The sequence below is a fragment of the Modestobacter sp. SSW1-42 genome, from assembly GCF_046635825.1.
Classification (GTDB): domain Bacteria; phylum Actinomycetota; class Actinomycetes; order Mycobacteriales; family Geodermatophilaceae; genus Modestobacter.
Map to the genome: position 1 here is coordinate 120,735 of NZ_JBISCA010000002.1, position 23,201 is coordinate 143,935.

General features: G+C 75.0%; 18 protein-coding genes. 3 read left to right on the forward strand and 15 right to left on the reverse strand.

Translation table 11 applies throughout. The annotated features are described in order from the left end of the window. Positions 1–49 precede the first annotated feature (49 nt). The 5 genes from ilvN to ilvD form a co-directional block, all read right to left on the reverse strand. On the reverse strand, positions 50–580 hold the full coding sequence (gene ilvN / locus ACGBYP_RS05880; protein WP_411582340.1) for an acetolactate synthase small subunit: 531 nt from the start codon (positions 578–580) through the stop codon (positions 50–52). Between the two features lie 83 nt (positions 581–663). Further along, positions 664–2,616 carry an acetolactate synthase large subunit gene (locus ACGBYP_RS05885; protein WP_411582341.1) on the reverse strand — a complete coding sequence of 651 codons (1,953 nt, stop codon included), beginning with the start codon at positions 2,614–2,616 and terminating at the stop codon, positions 664–666. A gap of 236 nt (positions 2,617–2,852) precedes the next feature. Next, positions 2,853–4,499, reverse strand: coding sequence for a putative bifunctional diguanylate cyclase/phosphodiesterase (locus ACGBYP_RS05890; protein ID WP_411582342.1), 1,647 nt, complete (start codon positions 4,497–4,499; stop codon positions 2,853–2,855). Further along, entirely contained in the window at positions 4,496–6,382 is a 1,887-nt protein-coding gene (locus ACGBYP_RS05895; protein WP_411582343.1) for a putative bifunctional diguanylate cyclase/phosphodiesterase, read from the reverse strand. The genes ACGBYP_RS05890 and ACGBYP_RS05895 overlap by 4 nt, the downstream gene beginning before the upstream one ends. A 172-nt stretch (positions 6,383–6,554) precedes the next feature. Continuing rightward, positions 6,555–8,276, reverse strand: coding sequence for a dihydroxy-acid dehydratase (ilvD, locus tag ACGBYP_RS05900; RefSeq protein ID WP_411582344.1), 1,722 nt, complete (start codon positions 8,274–8,276; stop codon positions 6,555–6,557). Positions 8,277–8,377: 101 nt separating this feature from the next. Between ilvD and ACGBYP_RS05905 the strand changes: the two genes are divergently transcribed. Next, positions 8,378–8,725, forward strand: coding sequence for a PH domain-containing protein (locus ACGBYP_RS05905; protein ID WP_411582345.1), 348 nt, complete (start codon positions 8,378–8,380; stop codon positions 8,723–8,725). Between the two features lie 73 nt (positions 8,726–8,798). Here ACGBYP_RS05905 and ACGBYP_RS05910 read toward each other — a convergent pair whose 3' ends face one another. Further along, a complete protein-coding gene (locus ACGBYP_RS05910) occupies positions 8,799–9,749 on the reverse strand; it encodes an NAD(P)-dependent oxidoreductase (RefSeq protein WP_411582346.1) in 951 nt (316 codons plus the stop codon). An 82-nt stretch (positions 9,750–9,831) separates the two neighbouring features. Here ACGBYP_RS05910 and ACGBYP_RS05915 point away from each other — a divergent pair, with 82 nt between their 5' ends. Further along, on the forward strand, positions 9,832–10,986 hold the full coding sequence (locus tag ACGBYP_RS05915) for a PQQ-dependent sugar dehydrogenase (RefSeq protein ID WP_411582347.1): 1,155 nt from the start codon (positions 9,832–9,834) through the stop codon (positions 10,984–10,986). Between the two features lie 10 nt (positions 10,987–10,996). Here ACGBYP_RS05915 and ACGBYP_RS05920 read toward each other — a convergent pair whose 3' ends face one another. The 5 genes from ACGBYP_RS05920 to gatC are packed head-to-tail and all read right to left on the reverse strand — an operon-like array spanning position 10,997 to position 15,049. Beyond that, positions 10,997–11,545: a GNAT family N-acetyltransferase gene (locus ACGBYP_RS05920; protein ID WP_411582348.1), complete on the reverse strand. Its 549-nt coding sequence runs from the start codon at positions 11,543–11,545 to the stop codon at positions 10,997–10,999. A gap of 9 nt (positions 11,546–11,554) precedes the next feature. Continuing rightward, a complete protein-coding gene (gene gatB, locus ACGBYP_RS05925; RefSeq protein WP_411582349.1) occupies positions 11,555–13,060 on the reverse strand; it encodes an Asp-tRNA(Asn)/Glu-tRNA(Gln) amidotransferase subunit GatB in 1,506 nt (501 codons plus the stop codon). Further along, positions 13,057–13,239, reverse strand: a complete 183-nt coding sequence (locus tag ACGBYP_RS05930) for a hypothetical protein (RefSeq protein ID WP_411582350.1) — start codon at positions 13,237–13,239, stop codon at positions 13,057–13,059. Before ACGBYP_RS05930 ends, gatB begins: the two co-directional genes overlap by 4 nt. Then, complete coding sequence (gene gatA, locus ACGBYP_RS05935) at positions 13,236–14,753, reverse strand: Asp-tRNA(Asn)/Glu-tRNA(Gln) amidotransferase subunit GatA (protein WP_411582351.1); 1,518 nt, start codon at positions 14,751–14,753, stop codon at positions 13,236–13,238. The genes ACGBYP_RS05930 and gatA overlap by 4 nt, the downstream gene beginning before the upstream one ends. Then, complete coding sequence (gene gatC / locus ACGBYP_RS05940; RefSeq protein WP_411582352.1) at positions 14,750–15,049, reverse strand: Asp-tRNA(Asn)/Glu-tRNA(Gln) amidotransferase subunit GatC; 300 nt, start codon at positions 15,047–15,049, stop codon at positions 14,750–14,752. The genes gatA and gatC overlap by 4 nt, the downstream gene beginning before the upstream one ends. A 192-nt stretch (positions 15,050–15,241) precedes the next feature. Here gatC and ACGBYP_RS05945 point away from each other — a divergent pair, with 192 nt between their 5' ends. Further along, on the forward strand, positions 15,242–15,904 hold the full coding sequence (locus tag ACGBYP_RS05945) for an ACT domain-containing protein (RefSeq protein WP_411582353.1): 663 nt from the start codon (positions 15,242–15,244) through the stop codon (positions 15,902–15,904). 7 nt (positions 15,905–15,911) lie between these two features. On the opposite strand, the gene ligA is transcribed toward ACGBYP_RS05945, so the two are convergent. From ligA to ACGBYP_RS05965, 4 genes are all read right to left on the reverse strand, one after another. Further along, positions 15,912–18,191: an NAD-dependent DNA ligase LigA gene (gene ligA, locus ACGBYP_RS05950; RefSeq protein WP_411582354.1), complete on the reverse strand. Its 2,280-nt coding sequence runs from the start codon at positions 18,189–18,191 to the stop codon at positions 15,912–15,914. 168 nt (positions 18,192–18,359) lie between these two features. Next, on the reverse strand, positions 18,360–19,517 hold the full coding sequence (locus tag ACGBYP_RS05955; protein ID WP_411582355.1) for a DUF222 domain-containing protein: 1,158 nt from the start codon (positions 19,515–19,517) through the stop codon (positions 18,360–18,362). Positions 19,518–19,665: 148 nt separating this feature from the next. Next, entirely contained in the window at positions 19,666–20,724 is a 1,059-nt protein-coding gene (locus ACGBYP_RS05960) for a methionine synthase (protein ID WP_411582356.1), read from the reverse strand. Beyond that, positions 20,708–23,005, reverse strand: coding sequence for a bifunctional metallophosphatase/5'-nucleotidase (locus tag ACGBYP_RS05965; RefSeq protein ID WP_411582357.1), 2,298 nt, complete (start codon positions 23,003–23,005; stop codon positions 20,708–20,710). The genes ACGBYP_RS05960 and ACGBYP_RS05965 overlap by 17 nt, the downstream gene beginning before the upstream one ends. Between the last annotated feature and the right edge of the window lie 196 nt (positions 23,006–23,201).

Consider the following 23,201-nt stretch of genomic DNA (forward strand, 5'->3'; position numbering starts at 1 on the left):
AGTGGAGGGCCAAAATCGCGACTTTGGCCCCGGATCAGGGGGTGGGGGTTCAGGCGGAGCGCTGGTCGACCGGGCGCAGGCTGCCCGAGCCGCTCATCGACCGCGGGCCGCGGCCGAGGGCGACCGTGCCGGACTGGGCCATCTCCTTGATGCCCAGCGGCGCGAGCACCGCGAGCAGTGCGCGCAGCTTCTCCGGCGTGCCGGTCGCCTCGATGGTGACGGTGTCGGTGTTGACGTCGACCACCCGGGCCCGGAAGAGCTCCGCGGTCTGCAGCACGGTGGTGCGGTCGGCCAGCGGTGCGCGCACCTTGACCAGCAGCAGCTCGCGCTCGACCGAGGCGCCGGCGTCCAGCTCGACGATCTTGATCACCTCGATCAGCTTGTTCAGCTGCTTGGTGATCTGCTCCAGCGGCGCGGACTCCGCCTCGGCGACGATCGTCATCCGCGACAGGTCGGGGTTCTCGGTCGGGCCGACGGCGAGGGACTCGATGTTGAACCCGCGCCGGCTGAACAGCGCCGACACCCGGGCCAGCACACCGGACTTGTTCTCGACCAGGACGGACAACGTGTGCCGTGGCATCGAGCGGTTCCTTTCAGTGGGGTCGGCCCCCTTCAGGGGCCCGCCGCGAGCGGAGCGAGTGGTGGGGGAAGGGGGTCCTTCCGCTACACCTGGTTGTCGCCGAAGTCGGGGCGCAGGCCCCGGGCGGCCATGATCGCGTCGTTGCTCGCCCCGGCGGCCACCATCGGCCACACCTGGGCGTCGGACCCGACGATGAAGTCGATGACCACCGGCCGGTCGTTGATCGCCATGGCCTTCTCGATCACCGCGTCGACGTCGTCCTCGGTCTCGCAGCGCAGCCCCACGCAGCCCAGCGCCTCGGCCAGGGTGACGAAGTCGGGGATGCGGACCTGCCGGGCTGCCGGGTCCTTGGCGCCGTGGGTGGACAGGTGGGTGTTGGAGTAGCGGCCCTCGTAGAACAGGGTCTGCCACTGCCGCACCATGCCGAGGTTGCCGTTGTTGATGACGGCGACCTTGATCGGGATGCCCTCGATCGCACAGGTGGCCAGCTCCTGGTTGGTCATCTGGAAGCAGCCGTCGCCGTCGATGGCCCACACCGTGGTGTCCGGGCAGCCGGTCTTGGCGCCCATGGCGGCCGGCACCGAGTAGCCCATGGTGCCCAGGCCCCCGCTGTTGAGCCAGGTGCCCGGCTTCTCGTACCGGATGAACTGCGCGGCCCACATCTGGTGCTGGCCCACGCCGGAGGTGTAGATCGTGTCCGGGCCGGCGATCGCGCCCAGCCGCTCGATGACGTACTGCGGCGACAGCATCCCGTCCTCGGGCCGGTCGTAGCCCAGCGGGTAGCGGGTGCGCCAGTCCTCCAGCTGCGCCCACCACTCGGTGAGCTGCGGGGTGCGCCCGGCCTCGTGCTCGGCGCGCACGGCGGTGACCAGCTCGGCGATCGTGGCCTTGGCGTCGCCCACGATCGGGACGTCGGCCCGGCGGTTCTTGCCGATCTCGGCCGGGTCGATGTCGGCGTGGATGACGGCGGCGTCGGGCGCGAAGCTGGACAGCTCGCCGGTCACCCGGTCGTCGAAGCGGGCGCCGAGGGTGATGAGCAGGTCGGCCTTCTGCAGCGCGGTGACGGCCGCGACCGTGCCGTGCATCCCGGGCATGCCCAGGTTCTGCGGGTGGCTGTCGGGGAACGCGCCGCGGGCCATCAGCGTGGTGACCACCGGCGCCCCGGTCAGCTCGGCCAGCTCGGCCAGCTCCTCGGTGGCGTGGGCCTTGAGCACGCCACCGCCGACGTAGAGCACCGGCTGGCGCGCGCCGGCGATCAGCGCGGCGGCCTCGCGGACCTGCTTGCCGTGCGGGCGGGTCGTGGGCTTGTAGCCGGGCAGGTCGATCCGCGGCGGCCAGCTGAAGTCGGTGGTCGCCTGCAGGACGTCCTTGGGGACGTCGACCAGCACGGGGCCGGGCCGGCCGGTGCTGGCCAGGTGGAAGGCCTCGGCGATCCGCTGCGGGATCTCGTCGGCGCTGGTGACCAGGAAGCTGTGCTTGGTGATCGGCATGGTGATGCCGCGGATGTCGGCCTCCTGGAACCCGTCGGTGCCGATCAGCGTGCTGGACACCTGACCGGTGATCGCGACGACGGGGACGGAGTCCATGTAGGCGTCGGCCAGCGGGGTCACCAGGTTGGTGGCCCCGGGCCCGGAGGTGGCCATGCAGACGCCGACCCGGCCGGTGGCCTGGGCGTACCCGGTGGCGGCGTGCCCGGCGCCCTGCTCGTGGCGGACCAGCACGTGGCGCACCGCGGAGTCGAAGAGCGGGTCGTACAGCGGGAGGATCGCCCCGCCCGGGATGCCGAAGACGACGTCGACGCCGACCGCCTCGAGCGAGCGCACCAGGCTCTGCGCGCCGGTGATGCCCGCGGCCGGCTCGGCGGCGGCCTCGGCCATGGTCCGGGCGACGGTCTCGACGCCGAGGGTGGCCTGCGCGGCGGCGTCCGTGGGCGTCGTCGGCGTGGCGGGGGCGGGCCCGGAGCCGGGCGCGGGCGCGGGCGCGGGCGCGGGCGAGGTGACGGTGGAGGTGCGGCCGGTGCTGGCGGTGGTGCTCATCTGGACGATCTCCCTGGGCGCGGGTGGGGTGCTGGCGCGGACGCCTGTCGCTGGGGCCAGGCGGTGCCCGGCCAACAAAAAACCCCTCGTGCCGCTGGCACGGAGGGGTGGCGCGTCGGTCGGGAGGACCGGCGCGCTAGTGGATCGCTACGAGCAGACGGGTGCGGGGCACCCCGACACTGTGCGCCCCGGGGCGGGGGCGCGTCAACCAGGTCGTCCCATCCTGTGGGACGGCCTCACTCACTCACTGGGACGGTGGCCGCCGCGAGCGGCTCCTCGGCGTCCAGCAGCCCCTCGTCGAAGGCGTCGATGACCGCGGGCAGGTCCTCGGGCTGCGTCGGCCGGCCCAGCAGGAAGCCCTGGAGGAAGCGGCAGCCCAGCGCGCGCAGCGCGGCCAGCTGGCCGGGGGTCTCCACGCCCTCGGCGACCACGTCGATCTCCAGGCGCCGGCCCAGCTCGATCACCGTGTGCACGAGCGCGGCGCTGCGGGGGTCGTCGGTGATGCCGGCCAGGAACTCGCGGTCCATCTTCAGCACGTCGACCGGCAGCCGGGTCAGGTAGGCGAAGGTCGAGTACCCGCGGCCGAAGTCGTCCAGGGAGATGACGCAGCCCATGTCGTGCAGGGTCTGCAGGTCACCGCCGGCCCGGTCGAGCTCGCCGATGAACAGCGACTCGGTCACCTCCAGCATCAGCCGGCGGGCCGGGAGCCCGGCCCGGGTCAGGGCCGCGGTCACGTCGCGCACCAGGCTGCCCGACTGCAGGTGGCGGACGCTGATGTTGACGCCCAGCTGCAGGTCCCGGCCCTGGGCCAGCAGCCCGGCGAGCTCGGCGGTGGCCTGCTCGAGCACCCACCGCTGCAGCGGGACGATGAGGCCGTCGTCCTCGGCCAGCGGCACGAACTCGGCCGGCGGGACCTCACCGAGGACCGGGTGGTCCCAGCGCACGAGCGCCTCCAGGCCGAGCACCCGGCGCTCGAGGGCGCCGACCACCGGCTGGTAGACCAGCCGCAGCTGCCCGTGGGCGAGGGCGTCGGGCAGGTCGTCGACCAGCCGGTTGCGCCGCGCGGTCGCGTCGTCGGCCGACGCCCCGTGCAGGCGCACGCAGCCCTTGCCGGCCGCCTTGGCCGCCCGCAGCGCGACGTCGGCGTGCCGCAGGCTCACCGACACGTCGTCGGTGGCGTGCAGCTCGGCCACGCCGATGCTGCACGAGACGTCGAAGACCAGGTCGGCGTCGGCCCCGGCGGTGGGCACCGACCGGTGCACGCCGGCCAGCTCGGCGACGATCCGCTCCCCCAGCACGGCCGCCTCGACCACGTCCGAGCGCACCAGGACGGCGAACTCGTCGCCGCCCAGCCGGCTGACCAGGTCGTGATCGCGCACGGTCGCCCGCAGCCGGTCGGCGACCTCGACCAGCAGCAGGTCCCCCGCCTCGTGCCCGGCGATGTCGTTGACCGCCTTGAAGCCGTCGAGGTCGAGCAGCAGCACGGCGGCGGGCTCACCCGTGGCGACCCGGTCGCGCGCCCCGGCCAGCGCCGCCATCAGCCGCGCCCGGTTGGGCAGCCCGGTGAGGTAGTCGCTGTAGGCCATGCGCTCCAGCTCCTGCTGGCTCGTGCGGGCGTCCTCGACCACGGGGGCCGCCGTCCCGGCACGCCCCGTCGACGCCGTCCGCGCGAGGCCGGCCACCGTCGCCAGCAGCACCAGCAACGCGGCCGCGACCGCCTCGGTGGCGGTCGTCGGGCGACCGGCGACCCGGCCGCCGAGCAGCAGGACAGCGCCGAGGGCGAGCGAGCAGCCGACGACGAGCGCCCGCCAGGAGACCGGGGGGACGTCCGCGGCGGCGTCCGTCCGGCGCCGGCGCGGCGCCGGCCGCGCGGGTCCGCTCACAGGACCGCCACCGGTCCGGTCAGCGGGCCGGGCAACGGGCCGGGCAGTGGACCGGGCGCGGACCCGGGCACCGGACCGGCCGCCGGGCCGCTGACACCGGGCCACAGCCGGCCGCCACCGGCCTCGAGCAGCTCGGTGAGCGCCGCCAGCCCGACCGGCCGGGACAGCAGGAAGCCCTGGGCGAACCCGCAGCCCAGGGTCTGCAGGACCGCCAGCTGACCGATGGTCTCCACGCCCTCGGCGACGACGTCCACGCGCAGGGTCGACCCCAGCGTGACGACCGCGGCGCAGACGGCGCGCACGTAGGCGTCCCGGTCGATGCGGGACAGCAGGCTGCGGTCGAGCTTGATGATGTCGACCGGCAGCCGGCCCAGTCCGGCCAGCGAGGACGCGCCGCGACCGAAGTCGTCCAGGGCCACGTGCACGCCCATCAGCCGGAGCGCGGAGACGTCGTCGCGGACCCGCGGGCCGTCGAGGGCGGACTCGGCCAGCTCGACCACCAGGCGCTCGGGCGGCAGGCCGCTGTCGGCCAGCGCGCGCGTCACGTCGGCCACCAGCGTGCCGGCGGCCAGGTGGGCGGCCGAGACGTTGACCCCCAGGCGCAGCGCGGGTCCCGACTGCGGCAGCCGCACCACCGCGCGGGTCGCCTCCTGCAGCACCCAGCGCTGCAGGTCCACGGTCATCCCGGCCCGCCCGGCCACCGGCAGGAACTCCTCGGGGCCGACGTCGCCGAGGTCGGGATGGCGCCAGCGCATGAGCGCCTCGACGCCGGCCACCCGGCGCTCGGCCAGGTCCACGACCGGCAGCCAGGCCAGCTCCAGCTCGCCGCGCTCGCGGGCCCCCACCAGGTCGTGGCGCAGCAGCTCGCGGCGGTCGCGGACGACGGTGAGCTCGGGGCGGTGCCGGCTCACCGAACCCGTCCCCGAGGTGCGGGCGTCGGCGAGGGCCAGCTCGGCGTGGTCCTGCACCTGCGCGGCGGTCAGCCCGGTGGTCAGCGGGGCCAGCCCGACGACGGCGCACAGGTCGACCAGGCCGGCGGCGGTGGGGATCGGCGCCTCGAGGACGGCCAGGCACCGGGCGGCGAGCCGGTCGACCTCGGCCTCGGTCCCGGCGGCGAGCACGGTGAACAGCTCGGCGCCGACCCGGGAGACGTGGTCGGCGCCGCGCACGGTGGCGCGCAGCCGGCGGGCGACCTCGACCACCGCGGCGTCGACGACGTCCCGGCCGGCGTCCTCGTGGACCGAGCGCAGGCCGTGCACCTCGACCAGCAGCAGGGACCGGTCGACCGGGTCCGCGGCCAGGGTCTCGTCGAGCTCCCGCTCCTGGGCCGCCCGGTTGGGCAGGCCGGTGAGCGGGTCGCAGAAGGCCAGCGTGCGCAGTTCGCGCTCCCGGGCGTGCGGGGCGGTGACGTCCCGGCCGCGCACGACCAGCGCCCCGACGTCCGGGGCGGCGCGCAGGTCGGTGACCGTGGCCTCCAGCACCCGCGAGGTGGCGCCCTCGACGAGCGTGAGGACGTGACCGGCGCCGGGCAGCGGGCCGGTGAGCCAGGCGTGCACCGCCGCGGCGTCCTCGGCGGGCACGCACCCGGTCAGCGGCCGGCCGAGCAGGTCGGGCTGGTCGGGGATCGCGCCGGTGACGCGGAGGGCGTCGTCGAGCAGGAGGACGACGTCGCCGTCGGCACCGGCCAGCGCGCGGTGGACCGACTCGCTGCGGCGCAGCCGGGCGGCGGCCCGGTCCTGCACCCGGGCGGCGAGGGCCCGCTGGACGGCGGTCAGTGCGAGGAACCCGGCGAGGGCGACCGCCGCGACCGGGGGGAGGGCGACGTCGAGGACGGCGGCGGACAGCAGCGCGAGCGCGGCGGCCACCAGGGCCAGCTGCGGCACGAGGCGCCCGCAGGACCGGAGGCGCGCCTCGTCCCCGCCGGTCGCCGGGAGGGCAGGGCGCTCCCCCGGCAGCGACGAACGACGGGTGTCCTCCACCCCAGCACTGTCGACGGATGTCCCCCCGCACCACAGGGTGCGGGGGGACGACTCACCCGTTCGGGCTGGTCACCGCTCAGCTGGTGATGGCGCCCTGGGCGGCCGAGCCGACGAGCTTGGCGTACTTGGCCAGCACACCGCGGGTGTAGCGCGGCGCCGGCGGTGCCCAGCCCTCGCGGCGGGTGGCCAGCTCGGCGTCGTCCACCAGGAGGTCCATCGTGCGGGCGGCGAGGTCGAGCCGGATGCGGTCGCCGTCCCGGACGAACGCGATCGGGCCGCCGTCGACCGCCTCGGGGGCGATGTGGCCGACGCACAGGCCGGTCGTGCCGCCGGAGAACCGGCCGTCGGTGAGCAGCAGGACGTCCTTGCCCAGCCCGGCGCCCTTGATCGCACCGGTGACGGCGAGCATCTCGCGCATGCCCGGACCGCCCTTGGGGCCCTCGTAGCGGATGACCACGACGTCGCCGGCCTGGAGCGTGCCCTCGGTGACGGCGTCCATGGCGCCCTGCTCGCCGTCGAACACCCGGGCGGTGCCCTCGAAGACGTCGGCGTCGAAGCCGGCGGACTTCACGACCGCGCCCTCCGGGGCGAGCGAGCCGCGCAGGATCGTCAGGCCACCGGTCTTGTGGATCGGGTCGTTCATCGCGTGGATGATCGCGCCGTCGGGGTCCGGCGGGGACAGCTCGGCGAGGTTCTCCGCGAGCGTCTTCCCGGTCACGGTGAGCGCGTCGCCGTGCAGCAGCCCGGCGTCGAGCAGGGCGCGCATGACCACGGGCACCCCGCCGATGCGGTCGACGTCGGTCATCACGAACCGGCCGAAGGGCTTCACGTCGGCCAGGTGCGGCGTCCGGTCACCGATCCGGTTGAAGTCGTCGAGGGTGAGGTCGACGTCGGCCTCGTGCGCGATCGCCATCAGGTGCAGGACGGCGTTGGTCGACCCGCCGAGGGCCATGACCACGGTGATGGCGTTCTCGAACGCCTCCTTGGTCATGATCTGCCGGGCGGTGATGCCCAGCCGGAGCAGCTCGACCACGGCCTCGCCGGAGCGCACCGCGATGTCGTCGCGGCGGCGGTCGGGGGCCGGCGGGGCGGCGCTGCCGGGCAGCGCCATGCCGAGGGCCTCGGCGACGCTGGCCATGGTGTTGGCCGTGTACATGCCGCCGCAGGAGCCCATGCCCGGGCAGGCGGCCTTCTCGATCGCGGTCAGCTCGTCGCGGGTGATCTTGCCGGCCGCGCACGCCCCGACGCCCTCGAAGACGTCGATGAGGGTGAGGTCCTTGTCGCCCAGGCGGCCCGGGAGGGTCGAGCCGGAGTAGACGAAGACGCTGGCCAGGTCGAGCCGGGCGGCGGCCATGAGCATGCCGGGCAGCGACTTGTCGCAGCCGGCCAGCAGCACCGAGCCGTCGAGCCGCTCGGCGAACATGACCGTCTCGACGGAGTCGGCGATCACCTCGCGGGAGACGAGCGAGGCGCGCATGCCCTCGTGGCCCATGGAGATGCCGTCGGAGACCGAGATCGTGCCGAACTCCAGCGGGAAGCCGCCGGCGGCGTGCACGCCCTCCTTGGCGCTCTTGGCCAGCCGGTCGAGCGAGAGGTTGCAGGGGGTGATCTCGTTCCACGACGAGGCCACGCCGATCTGCGGCTTGGCGAAGTCGTCGTCGCCCATGCCCACGGCGCGCAGCATCGCCCGGGCCGGGGCCTTGGCGTCGCCGTCGGTGACGTCGCGGCTGCGGGGCTTGATGTCGATGTCCCCGGCGGGTCGGCCGGAGCTGGCGGGGCGGTCCTCGACGGTCGTCACGACCGGCGATGGTAGGCCGCCGCGCACCGGCTCCGACGGGACTGGTCGCGTCGTCCCACGATCTGGGAAGATCTGCGGTCGTGGCTGTCGCTCGTCTGCGCATGAGCCGGACAGCGCTGCTGCCGGTCGCCGTCGGTTTCGCCTGCGTGCTCCCGCTGGCGGGGGTGACGCTGTGGGCGCTGCTGCTCCTGGCGGTGCCCGCCGCGATCGCCGCCTGGGTGCTGCGGGTGGGCGTCGACGTCTCCGACGACGGCATCACCGCCCGCTCGCTAGCCGGGGCCCGCACGGTGGCCTGGCCGGAGCTGTCGGGCATCCGCGTCGGCGAGCGCAAGGACCTGTGGCTGGTCACCACCGCCGGCAGCCAGGTGCGCCTGCCGGTCCTGCGCGCCCGCGACCTCCCCCAGCTCGCCGCCCTCTCCGGCGGCCGCATCCCCGACCCCGGGGCCTGACGGCCCGAGCCATCGGCCCGGTCGCAGGGCCCCGCGGCGCGCGGAGCGTGTCGTGGGGGGCGCAGGGGTCCTCTCAGTACTCGGTGACGACGTTCTGCAGCGGCTGGCCGGCGAGCACGCGTTCGAGCTGCCCGGTGACCGCGGCGGTCGCCCGGGCCTCGGTGTCGGGCACCGCGCCGCCGACGTGCGGGGTCAGCAGCAGGCCGGGCGCCGACCACAGCGGGTGGCCCTCGGGCAGCGGCTCGGGGTCGGTGACGTCCAGGGCGGCGCGCAGGCGCCCGGCGGTGAGCTCGGCCAGCAGCGCATCGGTGTCGACGACCACGCCGCGGGCGGCGTTGACCAGCAGCGCGTCGTCCTGCATCGCGGCGAGGAAGGCGGCGTCGACCATCCCGGTGGTCTGCGGGGTCACCGGCACGATGAGCACCACGACGTCGGCGTGCGGCAGCAGCCCGGGCAGCTCCTCCAAGCCGCGGACGCCGTCCCGGGCGGTGCGGGCGACGTAGGTGAGCTCGACGTCGAAGCCGGCCATCATGGCCCCGATCCGGCGTCCGATGTCACCGGCGCCGACGACGAGCACCCGGGCCCCGACCAGGCTGTGGGCGGTGCCCGGCGACCAGCGGCCCGCGTCGGCCTCGCGGACGTAGCGCGGGATGCCGCGCTGCGCGGCGAGCGCGGCGGCGACCGCCCACTCGGCGGTGGCGGGGGTGTGCGCGCCGCGGGCGTTGCACAGCGTCACGCGCTCGGGCAGCGTCCCGACGAAGGTCTCCGCGCCGGCGCTGCGCAGCTGCACCAGGCGCAGCCGGGGCAGCGCGTCGACCAGGCCCTCGGGCAGGGGGCCGCGCGGCACCAGGACCTGGGCCTGCGCCGCCTCGCCGGTGGGCAGCCCCTCGCGCAGGTCGAGCTTGTGCGCCCGTACGCGCGGCGAGACCGCCTCGACCGCCTCGGCGAGGCCGGAGGAGGGGACGAGCACGTGCAGCGTCTCGTCGGGGCCGAGGTCCAGGACGGGGGCGGGAGCGTCGGGCACGGGTCCCGACCCTAGGCGGGACCGGCGCGGTGCACCCGCCGGGGCACCCGGTGGTGCGCGTCCCCCGTCGTACTGTGGGCCGGTGGGACGGCGGAGCACGGCACCCGGGGCCCGGCGGCTGGCCGCGGTGGCCGTGGGCTGTCTGCTGCTCGCCGGCTGCGGCGGGGGCGGCTACGAGCCGGCCGGGCCGTTCCGCGAGCTGCCGCAGGGCCAGCCGCCGGAGGTCGCGCCGCCGCCGCAGGGCAACAGCGTGCCCGCGCCGCCGGCCCCGGGGTCCCCGGGCGGCGAGGACGCCGAGGGCGACCCGAACGTGGTGGCCACCGACCTGGCCGTGCCCACCGGGCTGGTGGTGCTCCCCGACGGGACGGCGGTGGTCGGCGAGCGCGACACCGGCCGGCTGCTGCAGGTGTTCCCCGACCGCTCCCCCGCCCGCGAGCTCATGACCCTGCCGGGCATCGACACGACCGGCGACGGCGGGCTGCTCGGGCTGGCGATCTCACCGACCTTCACCGAGGACGGCCTGTACTACGCCTACGTCTCCACGGCGACGGACAACCGGGTGGTGCGCTTCCCGGCGGGCGGTGCCCCCAACCCGGTGCTCACCGGCATCCCGCACGGCGAGGTGCACAACGGCGGCGGGCTGCTGTTCGGCGCCGACGGCACGCTCTACGTGGGCACCGGCGACGTCGGCGACCCGCTGCTGGCCGCGGACCCGGCGTCCCTGGCCGGCAAGGTGCTCGCCGTCGACGTGTTCGGCGAGCCGGTGGGCGCCGGCCCGGTCTTCACCCAGGGGCACCGCGACGTCACCGCGCTGTGCACCGACGGCGTCGGCCCGGTGTACGCCACCGACACCGCCGCCCCGGGCTCGCAGGGTCCCGACGAGCTGGAGGCCCTGTCCCCCGGCCGGGACGTCGCGGGCGTCGACCCGGTCATCGAGATCGCCACGGCCGACGCGGGCCTGGGCGGCTGCGCCGTCACCGGCCCCTACGTCTTCCTCGGCGCGCTCGACGGCGAGCGGGTGCACGCGGTCGAGCTGGACGGCACCGGCGCCCCGGTCGGCGAGCCGACGCCGTTCCTGCAGGGGCAGTACGGCCGGCTGCGCACCGTCGTCCTCGGGTCCGACGGGGCGCTGTGGATCACCACGTCCAACGAGGACGGCGTGGGCGCCCCGGCCGAGGACGACGACCGGGTGCTGCGCATCCTGCCGCCGGCCGGCGGCGCCAGCTCCCCGCTGTAGCGCCGGCTGCTCAGGACCCCCGGGTGAACCGGAGGACGACGTGGTCGCGGGAGTCGACCGGGTTCTCCGGCTCGAGCTCGCCCTCGGCGTACCGCTCGGCGCCGGCCCGCAGCAGCGCCCGCCAGGACGCCTCGTTCGCCGCGACCACGGGCACCAGGACGTCGGCGGCGTCGGGGTGGTCGGCGAACCCGCGGGCCACCGCCGCGGCGATCATCGCCGTCCCCAGGCCGCGGCCGCGGTCGGCCGGGGCGCCGACGAGGTAGTCGATGCTCAGCGTGCCGTCGGGCACCGGGCAGACCGCCGCCAGCTCGGCGAGCGAGGCCGGCTCGTCGGCGAACCGGTAGACCTGCACCAGCCCGAACGGCCGGCCGTCGACCAGCCCGAGGTACACCGCCGTCGGGTCGGTGCCGTCGATCGAGGGGCCGTACTGCGCCTCGACGGCGTCCGGTGACGGGTCGTCCTGCCACCAGCGGGCGACCAGGGGGTCGGCCAGCCAGCGGCCGAGCAGCGGAAGGTCGGCCCGCGCCAGCGGGCGCAGACCGACCTCGGGCAGCTCCACCTGCCCAGGCTAGGAGCCGAGCACGCGCTCCTCCAGCATCCGCTTCACGGTGGGGGCATCGGCCTTGCCGCGGGTGGTCTTCATGACCGCGCCCACGAGCGCGCCGAGTGCGGCGACCTTGCCCGACTGCACCTTGGCGATGACGTCGGGGGCGCCGGCGATCGCGGCCTCGACCGCGGCCACCAGCTCGTCGGACTCCCCCATCACGGCCAGCCCCTGGGCGGCGACGACCTGCGCCGGGTTGCCCTGGCCGGCCAGCACGCCGTCGACCACCTGGCGGGCGAGCTTGTCGTTGATGATGCCCGCGGCGATCAGCCGGCACAGCTCGGCGACCTGGGGCGGGGTGATGGCCAGCTCGCCCAACTCGACACCGGTGTCGTTGGCGCGGCGGGCGAGGTCGCCCAGCCACCACTTGCGGGCGTCGCCCGGCGCGGCGCCGGCGGCGACGGTGTCCTCGACCAGGCCCAGCGCGCCGGCGTTGGCCAGCCAGGTCATCTCGGTGGCCGAGATGCCCCACTCCTCCTGCAGCCGGGCCCGGCGGGCGGCCGGCAGCTCGGGCAGCGCGGCGCGCAGCGTCTCGATCCAGTCGGCGTCGGGGGCCAGCGGCACGAGGTCGGGCTCGGGGAAGTACCGGTAGTCGGTGGCCTCCTCCTTGCTGCGCCCGGAGGAGGTGGTGCCGGTGTCCTCGTGGAAGTGGCGGGTCTCCTGCACGACCCGGCCGCCCTCGTCGAGGACGGCGGCCTGCCGGCGCATCTCGAACCGCACGGCCCGCTCGACCGACCGCAGCGAGTTGACGTTCTTGGTCTCGGTGCGGGTGCCGAGCTCGGTGGCGCCGGTCGGGTTGAGCGAGATGTTGACGTCGCAGCGCAGGCTGCCCTGCTCCATCCGGACGTCGGAGGCGCCGAGGGCCTGCACGATCTCGCGCAGCTCGGTGACGTAGGCGCGGGCGACCTCGGGGGCCAGCGGACCGGCGCCGGGCACGGGGCGGGTGACGATCTCGACCAGCGGGATGCCGGCCCGGTTGAAGTCGACCAGCGAGTGGTCGGCGCCGTGGATGCGCCCGGTGGCGCCACCGACGTGCAGGTTCTTGCCGGTGTCCTCCTCCAGGTGCACGCGCTCGATCTCGACGCGGTAGGTCCTGCCCTCGACCTCGACGTCCAGGTGCCCGTCGACGCAGAGCGGCTCGTCGAACTGGCTGGTCTGGTAGCCCTTGGGGATGTCGGGGTAGAAGTAGTTCTTCCGCGCGAAGCGCGACCAGCTGGCGATGCTGCAGCCCAGCGCGAGGCCGATCTGGATGGTCGACTCGACGGCGGCGGCGTTGGCCACCGGCAGCGAGCCGGGCATGCCCAGGCACACCGGGCAGGTCTGGGTGTTGGGCTCGGCGCCGAACGTGGTCGAGCAGCCGCAGAACATCTTCGAGGCGGTGCCCAGCTCGACGTGGGTCTCCAGGCCGATGACCGGCTCGTAGCGGGTCAGCAGGTCGTCGTAGTCGACGAGGCGGTCGGGCGTGCTCACTTGCGCTCCTCAGGAGAGGACGGTGCCGAGCGGAAGGCGAGCAGCGCGGCTCCCCCGGTCAGCACCCCCAGGACGATGAAGACGGCGAAGACGGCGCGGCCGCTGACGGCCCAGCCGATGATGCCCGCGGCGATCACGAACAGGGTCAGGGCCCAGGCGGCCTTGAGCGCGCCGTTCACGCGCCGGCCCCGGGCAGCTCGTCGAGCAGCCGGTGGCCGCGGGCGGCGTCCTGCGCGGCCTCGAGCGCGGCGGCGACCCGGTAGCAGCGGTCGTCGGCCAGGGCGGGGGCCATGACCTGCAGGCCGACCGGCAGCCCCTCGGACAGCCCGCTGGGCACCGAGATGGCCGGCAGCCCCGCGAGGCTGGCCGGCAGGGTGCACAGGTCGGCGGCGTACATGGCGATCGGGTCCTCGACGCGCGAGCCGATCGGGAACGCCACCGTCGGGGTGGTGGGGCTGACCAGCACGTCGACGCCGGCGAAGGCCGCGGTGAAGTCGCGGGTGATCAGCGTGCGGACCTTCTGCGCCTGCGCGTAGTAGGCGTCGTACAGACCGCTGGACAGCGCGTAGGTGCCCAGGATGATCCGCCGCTTGACCTCGGGGCCGAAGCCGGCCTCGCGGGTGAGCGCCATGACCTCGTCGAGGTCGTGGCTGCCGTCGTCGCCGACCCGCAGGCCGAACCGGACGCCCTCGTAGCGCGACAGGTTGGACGAGGCCTCGCTGGGCGCGATCAGGTAGTAGGCCGGCAGCGCCAGGTCGAACGACGGGCAGGAGACCTCGACGACCTCGGCGCCCAGGCTCGCGAGCAGCTCGACCGCCTCGCGGGTGCGGGCGAGCACCCCGGGCTCGTAGCCGTCGGTGTGCCCCTCGCCGCCCAGCTCGCGGACGACGCCGACGCGGACGCCGCGCAGGTCGCCGGCGGAACCCGCGCGGGCGGCGTCGGCCAGCCCGGTGAGCGGGGAGTCGATGCTGGTGGAGTCGCGCGGGTCGTGGCCGCCGATGACCTCGTGCATCAGCGCGGCGTCGAGCACCGTGCGGGCCATCGGCCCGGCCTGGTCGAGGCTGGAGGAGAAGGCGATGAGGCCGTAGCGGGACACCGAGCCGTAGGTGGGCTTGTGCCCCACCAGGCCGGTGACGGCGGCCGGCTGGCGGATCGAGCCACCGGTGTCGGTGCCGATCGACCACGGCGCGAGGTGCCCGGCGACCGCGGCCGACGAGCCACCGGAGGAACCGCCGGGGATCCGGTCGTGGTCCCAGGGGTTGCGGGTGACCTGGTAGGCGGAGTTCTCGGTGGAGGAGCCCATCGCGAACTCGTCCATGTTGGTCTTGCCCAGCAGCACCGTGCCGGCCTCGGCCAGCCGGGTGGCGATGGTGGCGCTGTAGGGCGGCCGCCAGCCCTCGAGGATCTTCGAGCCGCTGGTGGTGGGCACGCCCTCGGTGACCACGAGGTCCTTGAGCGCGACGGGCACGCCCGCCAGCGGGCCGAGCCCGTCGCCGGCGGCGCGCGCGGAGTCGACCGCACCGGCGGCGGAGAGCGCAGCGTCGGCGTCGACGTGCAGGTAGGCGCCGAGCGCGCCGTCCTCGGCGGCGATGCGGTCCAGGTGCGCACGGGTCACCTCGACCGCGCTCACCTCGCCGGCGGCCAGCAGCCGGGACAGCCCGGCGACGTCCGTGGTCGTGAGGTCGGTGCTCACTCGGCGTCCCCCAGGATGCGCGGCACGCGGAAGCGGTCGTCCTCGGCGGCGGGGGCCCCGGCCAGCACCACGTCGCGCGGCAGGCTCGGGGTCACCACGTCGGCGCGCAGCACGTTGGTCAGCGGGACGGCGTGCGTCATCGGCGGCACGTCGGCCACCGCGGCCTCACCGACCCGCGCCACGGCGGCCAGCACCTGGTCGAGCTGCCCGGCGAACCGGTCCAGCTCCTCGTCGGTGACCGCCAGTCGGGCCAGACGGGCGAGGTGCGCCACGTCGTCCCGGGAGATGCTGCTCAAGCCGGACAACCTCACTTCGTCGACGTCGTGCTGCCGCGACCTGCGCCGCAGACATCGGGCCAACTGTACGTGGGGCAGGTCGCTCCCCCGGCCGTGCGGCGGGTTCGCCACAGCGGCCCCTGATGCGGGAGGCTCGCGGGGTCCACGATCGACGCCGATCGGCCCGTTCAGCAGGCGCACCCGGAGGCATCCGTGTCCTACCTCTTGCGGCTGGTCGTGCCCGACCGGCCCGGCACCCTCGGCGCCGTCGCCACTGCACTCGGCGACGCCGGCATCGACATCGTGTCCGTCGACGTCCTCGAGCGCGGCAACGGCGTGGCCGTCGACGACATCGTCGTCGAGCTGCCCGCCGACCGCGTGGCCGACAGCCTGATCACCGCCGCGACGGCGGTGCCCGGCGTCCAGGTGGAGTCGCTGCGCCCGTTCGCCGGGCCGATGGACACCCACCGCGAGCTCGACCTGCTGGAGGCGCTCGCCCCGGCCGGGGTCGGGACGGCGAAGGTGCTGGCCGCCGAGCTGCCGCGGGTGTTCCGCAGCGGCTGGGCGGTCGTGCTGGGCGGGACGTCGGCGGACCTGACCGTGCTCGCCGCCTCCGACGCCGCGCCGTCGCTGGAGGACGTGCCGTTGCCGTGGCTGCCGCTGACCACCCCGCTGCTGCTGCCCAGCGACGGCGACTGGGTGCCGCCGCGCTGGCAGGAGATGGCCGTGGAGATGATGGCCGCCCCCGTGGACGGCGACGGCGCCGCGGTGCTCCTCGGCCGGTCCGGCGGCCCGGCGTTCCGCCGCTCGGAGCTGCTGCGGCTGGCCCACCTGACCGGTCTGGCCGCCACCGTCGCCCGGCTCCCACCTGCCTGAGGGAGCCTCAGGCCTCCGGCACGGCCGGCTCGTCGGCGTCCGCCACCGGCTCGGCGTCCGCCACCGGCTTCTGCCGCCGGGGCGCCCGCTTCGGCTTCGGCTCCGCCGCTGCCTCCGTCTCGGCCGGCTCGGTGCCGTCGCCGATGGTGGCGACCTCGCGGGCGGCGTCCGGCCCCTGCCCGAGCAGCACGGCGAAACCGTCGTCGTCCAGGATCGGCGCCTTGACCTGCACGGCCTTGTCGTACTTGCTGCCCGGGTCGGCGCCGACGACGACGAAGCCGGTCTTCTTGGACACCCCACTGGTGACCTTGCCGCCGCGCTCCTGGATGGCGGCGATGGCCTCGTCGCGGCTGTGGTCGCGCAGCGAGCCGGTGACGACGACGGTGACGCCGGTGAGCGGGCCGGGGGCCTCGTCGACGTCGGCGTCGGCCATGCGGACGCCGGCCTGCCGCCACTTCTCGACCACGTCGCGGTGCCAGTCGACGGCGAACCAGTCGCGGACGGCGGTGGCGATGGTCGGGCCCACGCCCTCGGCGGCGGCGAGCTCCTCCTCGGTCGCGGCCATCAGCCGGTCGATCGAGCGGAACTCCCGGGCCAGCGCCTGGGCGGCGGTCGGGCCGACGTGCCGGATCGACAGCGCGACCAGGACCCGCCACAGCGGCACGTCCTTGCGGGTCTGCAGGTTGGTCAGCAGCCGCTTGCCGTTGGCGGAGAGCTCGCCGTCCTTGCGGGTGAAGAAGGCGGTGCGGCGCAGCGCCTCCTCGTCGAGGAAGAAGACGTCGCCCTCGTCGGTGAGCAGGTGCTCGGCGAGCAGGGCGATCGCCGCCTCGTAGCCGAGCACCTCGATGTCGAAGGCGCCGCGGCCGGCCACGTGGAAGACGCGCTCCCGTAGCTGGGCCGGGCAGGAGCGGGCGTTGGGGCAGCGGATGTCGGCGTCGCCCTCCTTCTCCGGGCGCAGCTCGGTGCCGCACTCGGGGCAGTGCGTCGGGAAGACGAACTCCCGCTCGGAGCCGTCGCGGGCGGCGACCACCGGGCCGAGGACCTCGGGGATGACGTCGCCGGCCTTGCGGATGACGACGGTGTCGCCGATCAGCACGCCCTTGCGCTTCACCTCGCTGGCGTTGTGCAGGGTGGCCAGGCCCACGGTGGAGCCGGCGACCTTGACCGGCTCCATGTAGGCGAAGGGCGTGACCCGGCCGGTGCGGCCGACGTTGACCTTGATGTCGAGGAGCTTGGTGGTGGCCTCCTCCGGCGGGTACTTGAAGGCGATCGCCCAGCGTGGCGCGCGACTGGTCGAGCCCAGGCGGCGCTGCAGCGAGACCTGGTCGACCTTCACCACGACGCCGTCGATCTCGTGCTCGACGGAGTGCCGCTGCTCGCGGTAGCGCTCGATGTAGGCCCAGACCGCGGGGAGGTCCTCGACCACCTCGTAGCGGGAGCTGGTGGGCAGACCCCAGGCCCGCAGCTGCTCGTAGGCCGCCGACTGGGTGGCCGGCTCGAAGCCGCGGCGGGCGCCGAGGCCGTGCACGACCATGCTGAGCGGGCGCTTGGCGGTCTCGCGGGCGTCCTTCTGCCGCAGCGAGCCCGCGGCGGCGTTGCGCGGGTTGGCGAAGGGCGCCTTGCCGGCCTCGACCAGCCCGGCGTTGACCTCGGCGAAGGCGGCGACCGGGAAGTAGACCTCGCCGCGCACCTCGAGGAACTCGGGGACGTCGTCGCCGGTGAGCTGCTGTGGGACGACGGACAGGGTCCGCACGTTGGCGGTGACGTCCTCGCCGGTGACGCCGTCGCCGCGGGTGGCCGCGCCGGTGAGCCGGCCGTTCTCGTAGACCAGGTCGATGGCCAGCCCGTCGACCTTGAGCTCGCACAGCCAGCCGGCGCCGGTGGCGCCGTCCCGCTCGGCGCGGGCGGCCCAGGCCGACAGCTCGTCGGAGCTGAAGACGTTGTCCAGGCTCTGCATGCGCTCGGGGTGGGTGACCGGGGCGAAGGTGGCGCCGAAGCCGCCGTTGACCTTCTGGCTGGGCGAGTCGGGGGTGAGCAGCGCCGGGTGGGCGGCCTCGAGCGCCTTGAGCTCGGCCATCCGCTCGTCGTACTGGCCGTCGCTGACCAGCGGCGCGTCCTGCACGTAGTAGGCGAAGGCGTACCGGTCGAGCTCCTCGGCGAGGTCTCGGTGCCGGGTGCGCGCGTCGTCGGGGACCTCGGTGAGGTCCTCCCGGTCGGCGGCGGCCTCGACCGCGGGCTGGTCGGGTCCGCCGACGGCTTCCTGCTCCACCTGGTCCGCGCTGGTCACGGTGGGCACCGTATCCGGCGGGTCCGACAGCCAACCGGGTGCAGAGCCCGGTTCACCCACGCGGGGGCCGGCCACCGGGGCAGGGCGGACGTCGTCCCGGATCACCGCAGGCAGGGACGACGTCACCTACCGGAGCGGGCCGATGAGGATCTCGGTGCCGTCGGGTCGCTACGTCCGCCATCGTCCGTCCGGCGGTCTCTCCACGCGGAACCCGTGGTGGACCTTGGTGTGGTGCCGCTCGCAGAGCAGCGCGGAGTTCTCCAACGACGTCTCCCCGCCGTTGACCCACTCGACGAGGTGGTGGACGTCGCACCAGTGCGTCGGCGCCCCGCACCCGGCGAACACGCAGTGCCCGTCCCGGTTCTCCACCGCCCGGCGCAGGTGCGACGGCACCACCCGGTGGGTGCGACCCACGTCCAACGGCAACCCGTCGGGCCCCAGCACGATCCGGGTGACCGTCGCGTCACACGCCACCCAGCGGGCCCGCGCCGCCGACAGCGTCGCGCCGAACCCGGTCCGAGCGGCGTCCGGGCCGGTGGACGGGTCGGTGAGGTCCTCGAGGTCGACGGTGACGACCACCTGGGGCTTCACCGTGCGCAGCGTCGGGAGCCCACCGGACGCGAGCTGGTTGTCGCACAGCTGCACGAAGGCATCGGCGTTCTGCTGGCTCCGGGTGCGCTCATCGCCCTTCGGCCGGTCGGCCTGCACGATCGACTCGATCGCCGCCTTCACCTTCTCCCCACCGACGGCATCCAGGTCGAAACGGCCGGTCACGCTGCCATCGGCGTGCGTGGCCACCGTGAGCCGACGCCCCTCGGTCGGATCCGGCTCCATGCCGTCAGGGTCCAGGGCGGCCTCGAACGCCCGTACCGCCACCTTCAGCACGTCGTAGGAGGCACCCGCCGCGATCTGCGCCCAGTCCCGGTCGAAGGCAGCCAGCTCGACGCCCTGCCTCTCGGCCTCGGCCACGTCCGCCGGACGCACCGCGTCCGCCACGAGGTCGACCTGCGCCGCGGTGACCTCCCCGTCGGCGAAGCCGGCGGCCAACACCGGGAAGTGCTCCAGGGCCCGCCCGGACCGCACGACCTTCGACGCGTCGTCCGAGGCCAGCCGGGCGTGGCCGATCAGCCACGACCGCATGCTCTTCAGCCCGTCGTGCTCCGCCGCCTGGGTCAGCTCGCCGTGCCGCACCGTACAGGTCAGCTCAGCCGCGACCCGGTTGCCGAGCTGCACCAGCAGCGCCGTCCGGTCCAGCACCTGCCCCTCGGACAGCATGTGCAGGTCGTCGGCAGCCAGGGCGTCGAGTGCCGACCGCAACTCGCTCACCGACACCTCCGACCTCTCCGAACACCTGTTCGAATCCTACCGGTCGGGAGTCGTGCTCACAACATGAAAGACCAGCTCAGCGGCCTGTCCACAGATCGGGCGACCCTCTGGACATGCGGCGGGGACGTCGACTCCGCAACCCGGGACCTCACTCCGGGAGCAGGTACCGGGCTGCCTCGCGCACGTGCGTCATGGCCCTCCGGGCGTACGCCGGGCTCGCCCCGGCCAGCCCGCAGGCGGGGGTCAGGGTGACGGCGGCGTGCAGGTCCTCGGCCCGGAAGCCGAGCTCGCGCCACCAGGCCTGCAGCCGGCTGGCCGTGGCCTTCGGCGCCGGCAGCGTCGCGTCGGTGCCGGGGACGACGCCCACGAACAGGTGTGTGCCGGCCTCGACAGCGGTCCCGACCGCGTCGAGGTCCTGCACCAGACCGAGGTCGAAGGAGAGCGCCGCGGCGCCGGCGGCCCGGAACAGGTCCAGCGGAGCCCGGGTGGCGCAGCAGTGGAGGACGACCGGCGTCGGCACCCGGGCCACCAGGACGGCGAGCTGCTCCTCGACGACGTTCGACTCGACGGCGGAGAGCTTGCCGAAGCCGCTGACCGTCGGCAGCCCGCCCTGCAGGACGGCGGGCACCGAGGGCTCGTCGAACTGGACGACGACGCGGGCGCCCGGCACACGGGCGGAGACGGCGGCCACGTGCGCGGCGACCCCCTCGGCCAGCGACTGGGCCAGGTCGCGCCGGGCACCCGGGTCGACGACGGCCCGGTCACCGCGGGTGCGCTCGAGCCCGGCGGCCAGCGTCCAGGGCCCGGCGACCTGCAGCTTGAACGGGCCGGCGTAGCGCTCGGCGACGTCGAAGAGCGCGTCGAGGTCGCGGTCCAGCAGCTCCTGCGCCCGCCGCAGGTCGTTGCCCGGTCGCGGGACGAGCCGCCACCCGGCAGGGGTGAGGTCGACCGCGATGTCGACGAGCAGCGCCGCCGTCCGGCCGATCATGTCCGCCCCGGCGCCCCGGCCGGGCAGCTCGGGGAGGTGCGGGAGGTCGGGCAGCTCGCCGACGACCAGCCGCACGGCCTCCACCGGGTCGGTGCCGGGCAGCGACCCGACGCCGGAGGCCGGCCCCCAGGGTGCGGGGGCCGGCCTCAGGTCGTCGGTGCTGCCGGGCTCATCGCCCGGGGTGGTGCTGTCGTCCCGGTCGTCAGTCGGCGAGGCCACGGCGACGACGGTAGCCCGCCGCCGTCAGGCCGACGCCGGCCGCCAGCAGCACCCCACCGGCGGCGAGCATCGCCCCGACCGGGGACCCGGTGTAGGCCAGCCCGCCACCGCCACCGCCACTGCTGCCCGAGCCCGCGCCGGCGACCGGGTGGGTCGACGGCGCGGCCGAGGTCGGCGCCGGAGCCGGCTGCTCGGTGGGAGTCGGCGTCGGGGTCGGCTGCTCGGTGGGAGTCGGCACCGGGATCGGCATCGGGGCCGGAGTGGGCGTCGGGGTCGGCGTCGGCGTCGGCGTCGGCGTCGCAGGCACCGGACACGCGAAGCCGGCCCCGGCCACGCCGAGCAGGCCACTGACGCCGTCCACCGTGGTCGCCGGCTCGGGCTCCGTGGTGGTGCCACCCAGCCCGGCGGCCGGGGCGGGGACCTGGTCCGCGGTGAAGGTCACCCGCTGCGCGTGGTCCGCGGCGGGCGGGGCCACCGGGGAGTCGGCCTCGAAGTACGCCACCGCGGTGTCCACGTCGACCGGGCCGGTGGCCGGGTCGGTGCCGTTGGTGAACGCGGCGAAGGAGTCACCGCCGCCGATCAGGAAGGAGTTCGCCACCACCCGGTAGCTCGTCGCCGGCTCGATCGCGGTGCCGTCGAGCGTGATCGACCCCGGGTCGACCCGCTGGCCGTAGGGCTGGGCCGGGTCGTACCGGTAGGTGAAGCCCTCGGACGTGCCCAGGATCAGCTGACTGCCGCGCCCCTGGTCGGCCTGGAACTGCTGCTCCAGGACACCGCGGATGTCCGCGCCGGTCAGGGTGACGACGTTGACCGTGTTGCCGAAGGGCTGGACGTCGAACAGCTCGCTGTAGGTGACCTCACCGGCGAGGACGTCGGTCCGCAGGCCGCCGGGGTTCATGAAGGCGAGCACCGGGTCCCCGAAGCTGGGGTCCTGCACGGCCTCCAGCTGCATCTGCGCGACGAGGTTGCCGAGGCTGGACTCCCCGTCGCGGCGGGCCGTGAAGGAGCCGTCGGGGTTCTCGGTGCCGGCACGGCGGATGTTCGCGGTGGCCTCACCGACCACCCGGTCACCGGCCTCCGCCGCCTGCGCGGTCCAGTAGTCGACGACGTCGCCGATCGCCACGTCCTCGCTCGTCCGGACGTTGAGCACGTTGCCGGCGCGGTAGTCCGCGCACAGCCGGTCCACGTCGCCGGTCTCGCCGTCCAGCACCAGCCGGATGTCGGTGAGCATGCGGCCGTAGTACTCGGCCTGGGTCACCAGCCGGGGCTGGCCCTCCGGGTCGGTGAGCATGCAGTTGTAGCCCTGGTGGCTGTGTGCGCTGACGATCAGGTCGACCGCGGCGTCGGTGTCGGCGTTGACGTCGGCGATCGGCCCGCTGAGCTGCGCACAGCCGTTGGGGTCGACGGCGTCGGCACCGGCGTTCTCGCCCCCCTCGTGCACCAGGGCGACGATGGCCTCCACGCCCTGGGCCTGCAGCTCGGGCACGTAGCGGTTGATCGACTCGGCCTCGTCGAGGAACTCGACGTCGGCGATGCCGGCCGGCGCGACGATGGTCGGGGTCGTGTCCGTGACCACGCCGATCATGCCGATCGACCTGCCGCCCCCGACCTCCACGACGGCGTAGGGCGGCAGCATCGGCTCACCGCTGTCCCGCGAGACGACGTTGGCGGCCAGGTAGGGGAAGTCCGTACCGGCGAAGGCCGCACCCGTGCTGTCGGTGAAGCAGCCGGTGACCCCCACCTCCACGAGGTCGGGGTCGCAGGCGGTGACGTCGTCACCGGCCACGCCGTCGGTGGCGCCGGACACCCGCCGGAGCTCGTCGGTGCCCCGGTCGAACTCGTGGTTGCCGACGACCGAGACGGCCATGCCGAGCGCGTTGGCGGTCTCGATCGTGGACTCGTCCCGGAAGACGCTGGACTCGAAGGGCGAGGCACCGATCACGTCACCCAGCCCGATCAGCAGCGAGTCGTCGACCGAGCCGCCGTCGGCGACGAAGCCGGCGCGGGCCCGGGTGATCGTCTCGGCCAGGCTGGCGGCGCCCCCGACGGCGACGACCTCGTCGTCCGCGGTCCCGTAGGCGCCGTCGGGACCCGCAGCGGCCGCCTCGCCGTCGTCACCGGTCGGCTGGTCGATCCGGCCGTGGAAGTCGTTGACGGTGAGGAGCTGGACCGCGACGTCCGCGGCCGGCGCCTCCTCGGCGGCGGACGCGGTGACGGGCAGGGCCAGGACGGCGGACGACGCCGCCACCAGGGCGGCGAGGGACAGGCGCGTTCGGCGCACAGGAGGTTCCTCCAGGACAGGGCGTCTGTGCCGACCGGGACGAGGTGGCACGGCGCAGAGCTGACGAGCCCCACCGGGGGGCGGGGCGCGCGTGGACCGGTCGGGACCGGTCCGTCACGGCACGCCAACCGCCTCCTCCGCGTGGGCCAAGGGGCAGCTGTGGATCGACAGCCGGCGTTCACCTGCCCGCAACGGG

Coding starts and splice junctions, on each gene's coding strand:
- ilvN (WP_411582340.1), bottom strand. CDS start 580: ATGCCACGGCACACGTTGTCCGTCCTGGTCGAGAACAAGTCCGGTGTG.
- ACGBYP_RS05885 (WP_411582341.1), bottom strand. CDS start 2,616: ATGAGCACCACCGCCAGCACCGGCCGCACCTCCACCGTCACCTCGCCC.
- ACGBYP_RS05905 (WP_411582345.1), top strand. CDS start 8,378: ATGAGCCGGACAGCGCTGCTGCCGGTCGCCGTCGGTTTCGCCTGCGTG.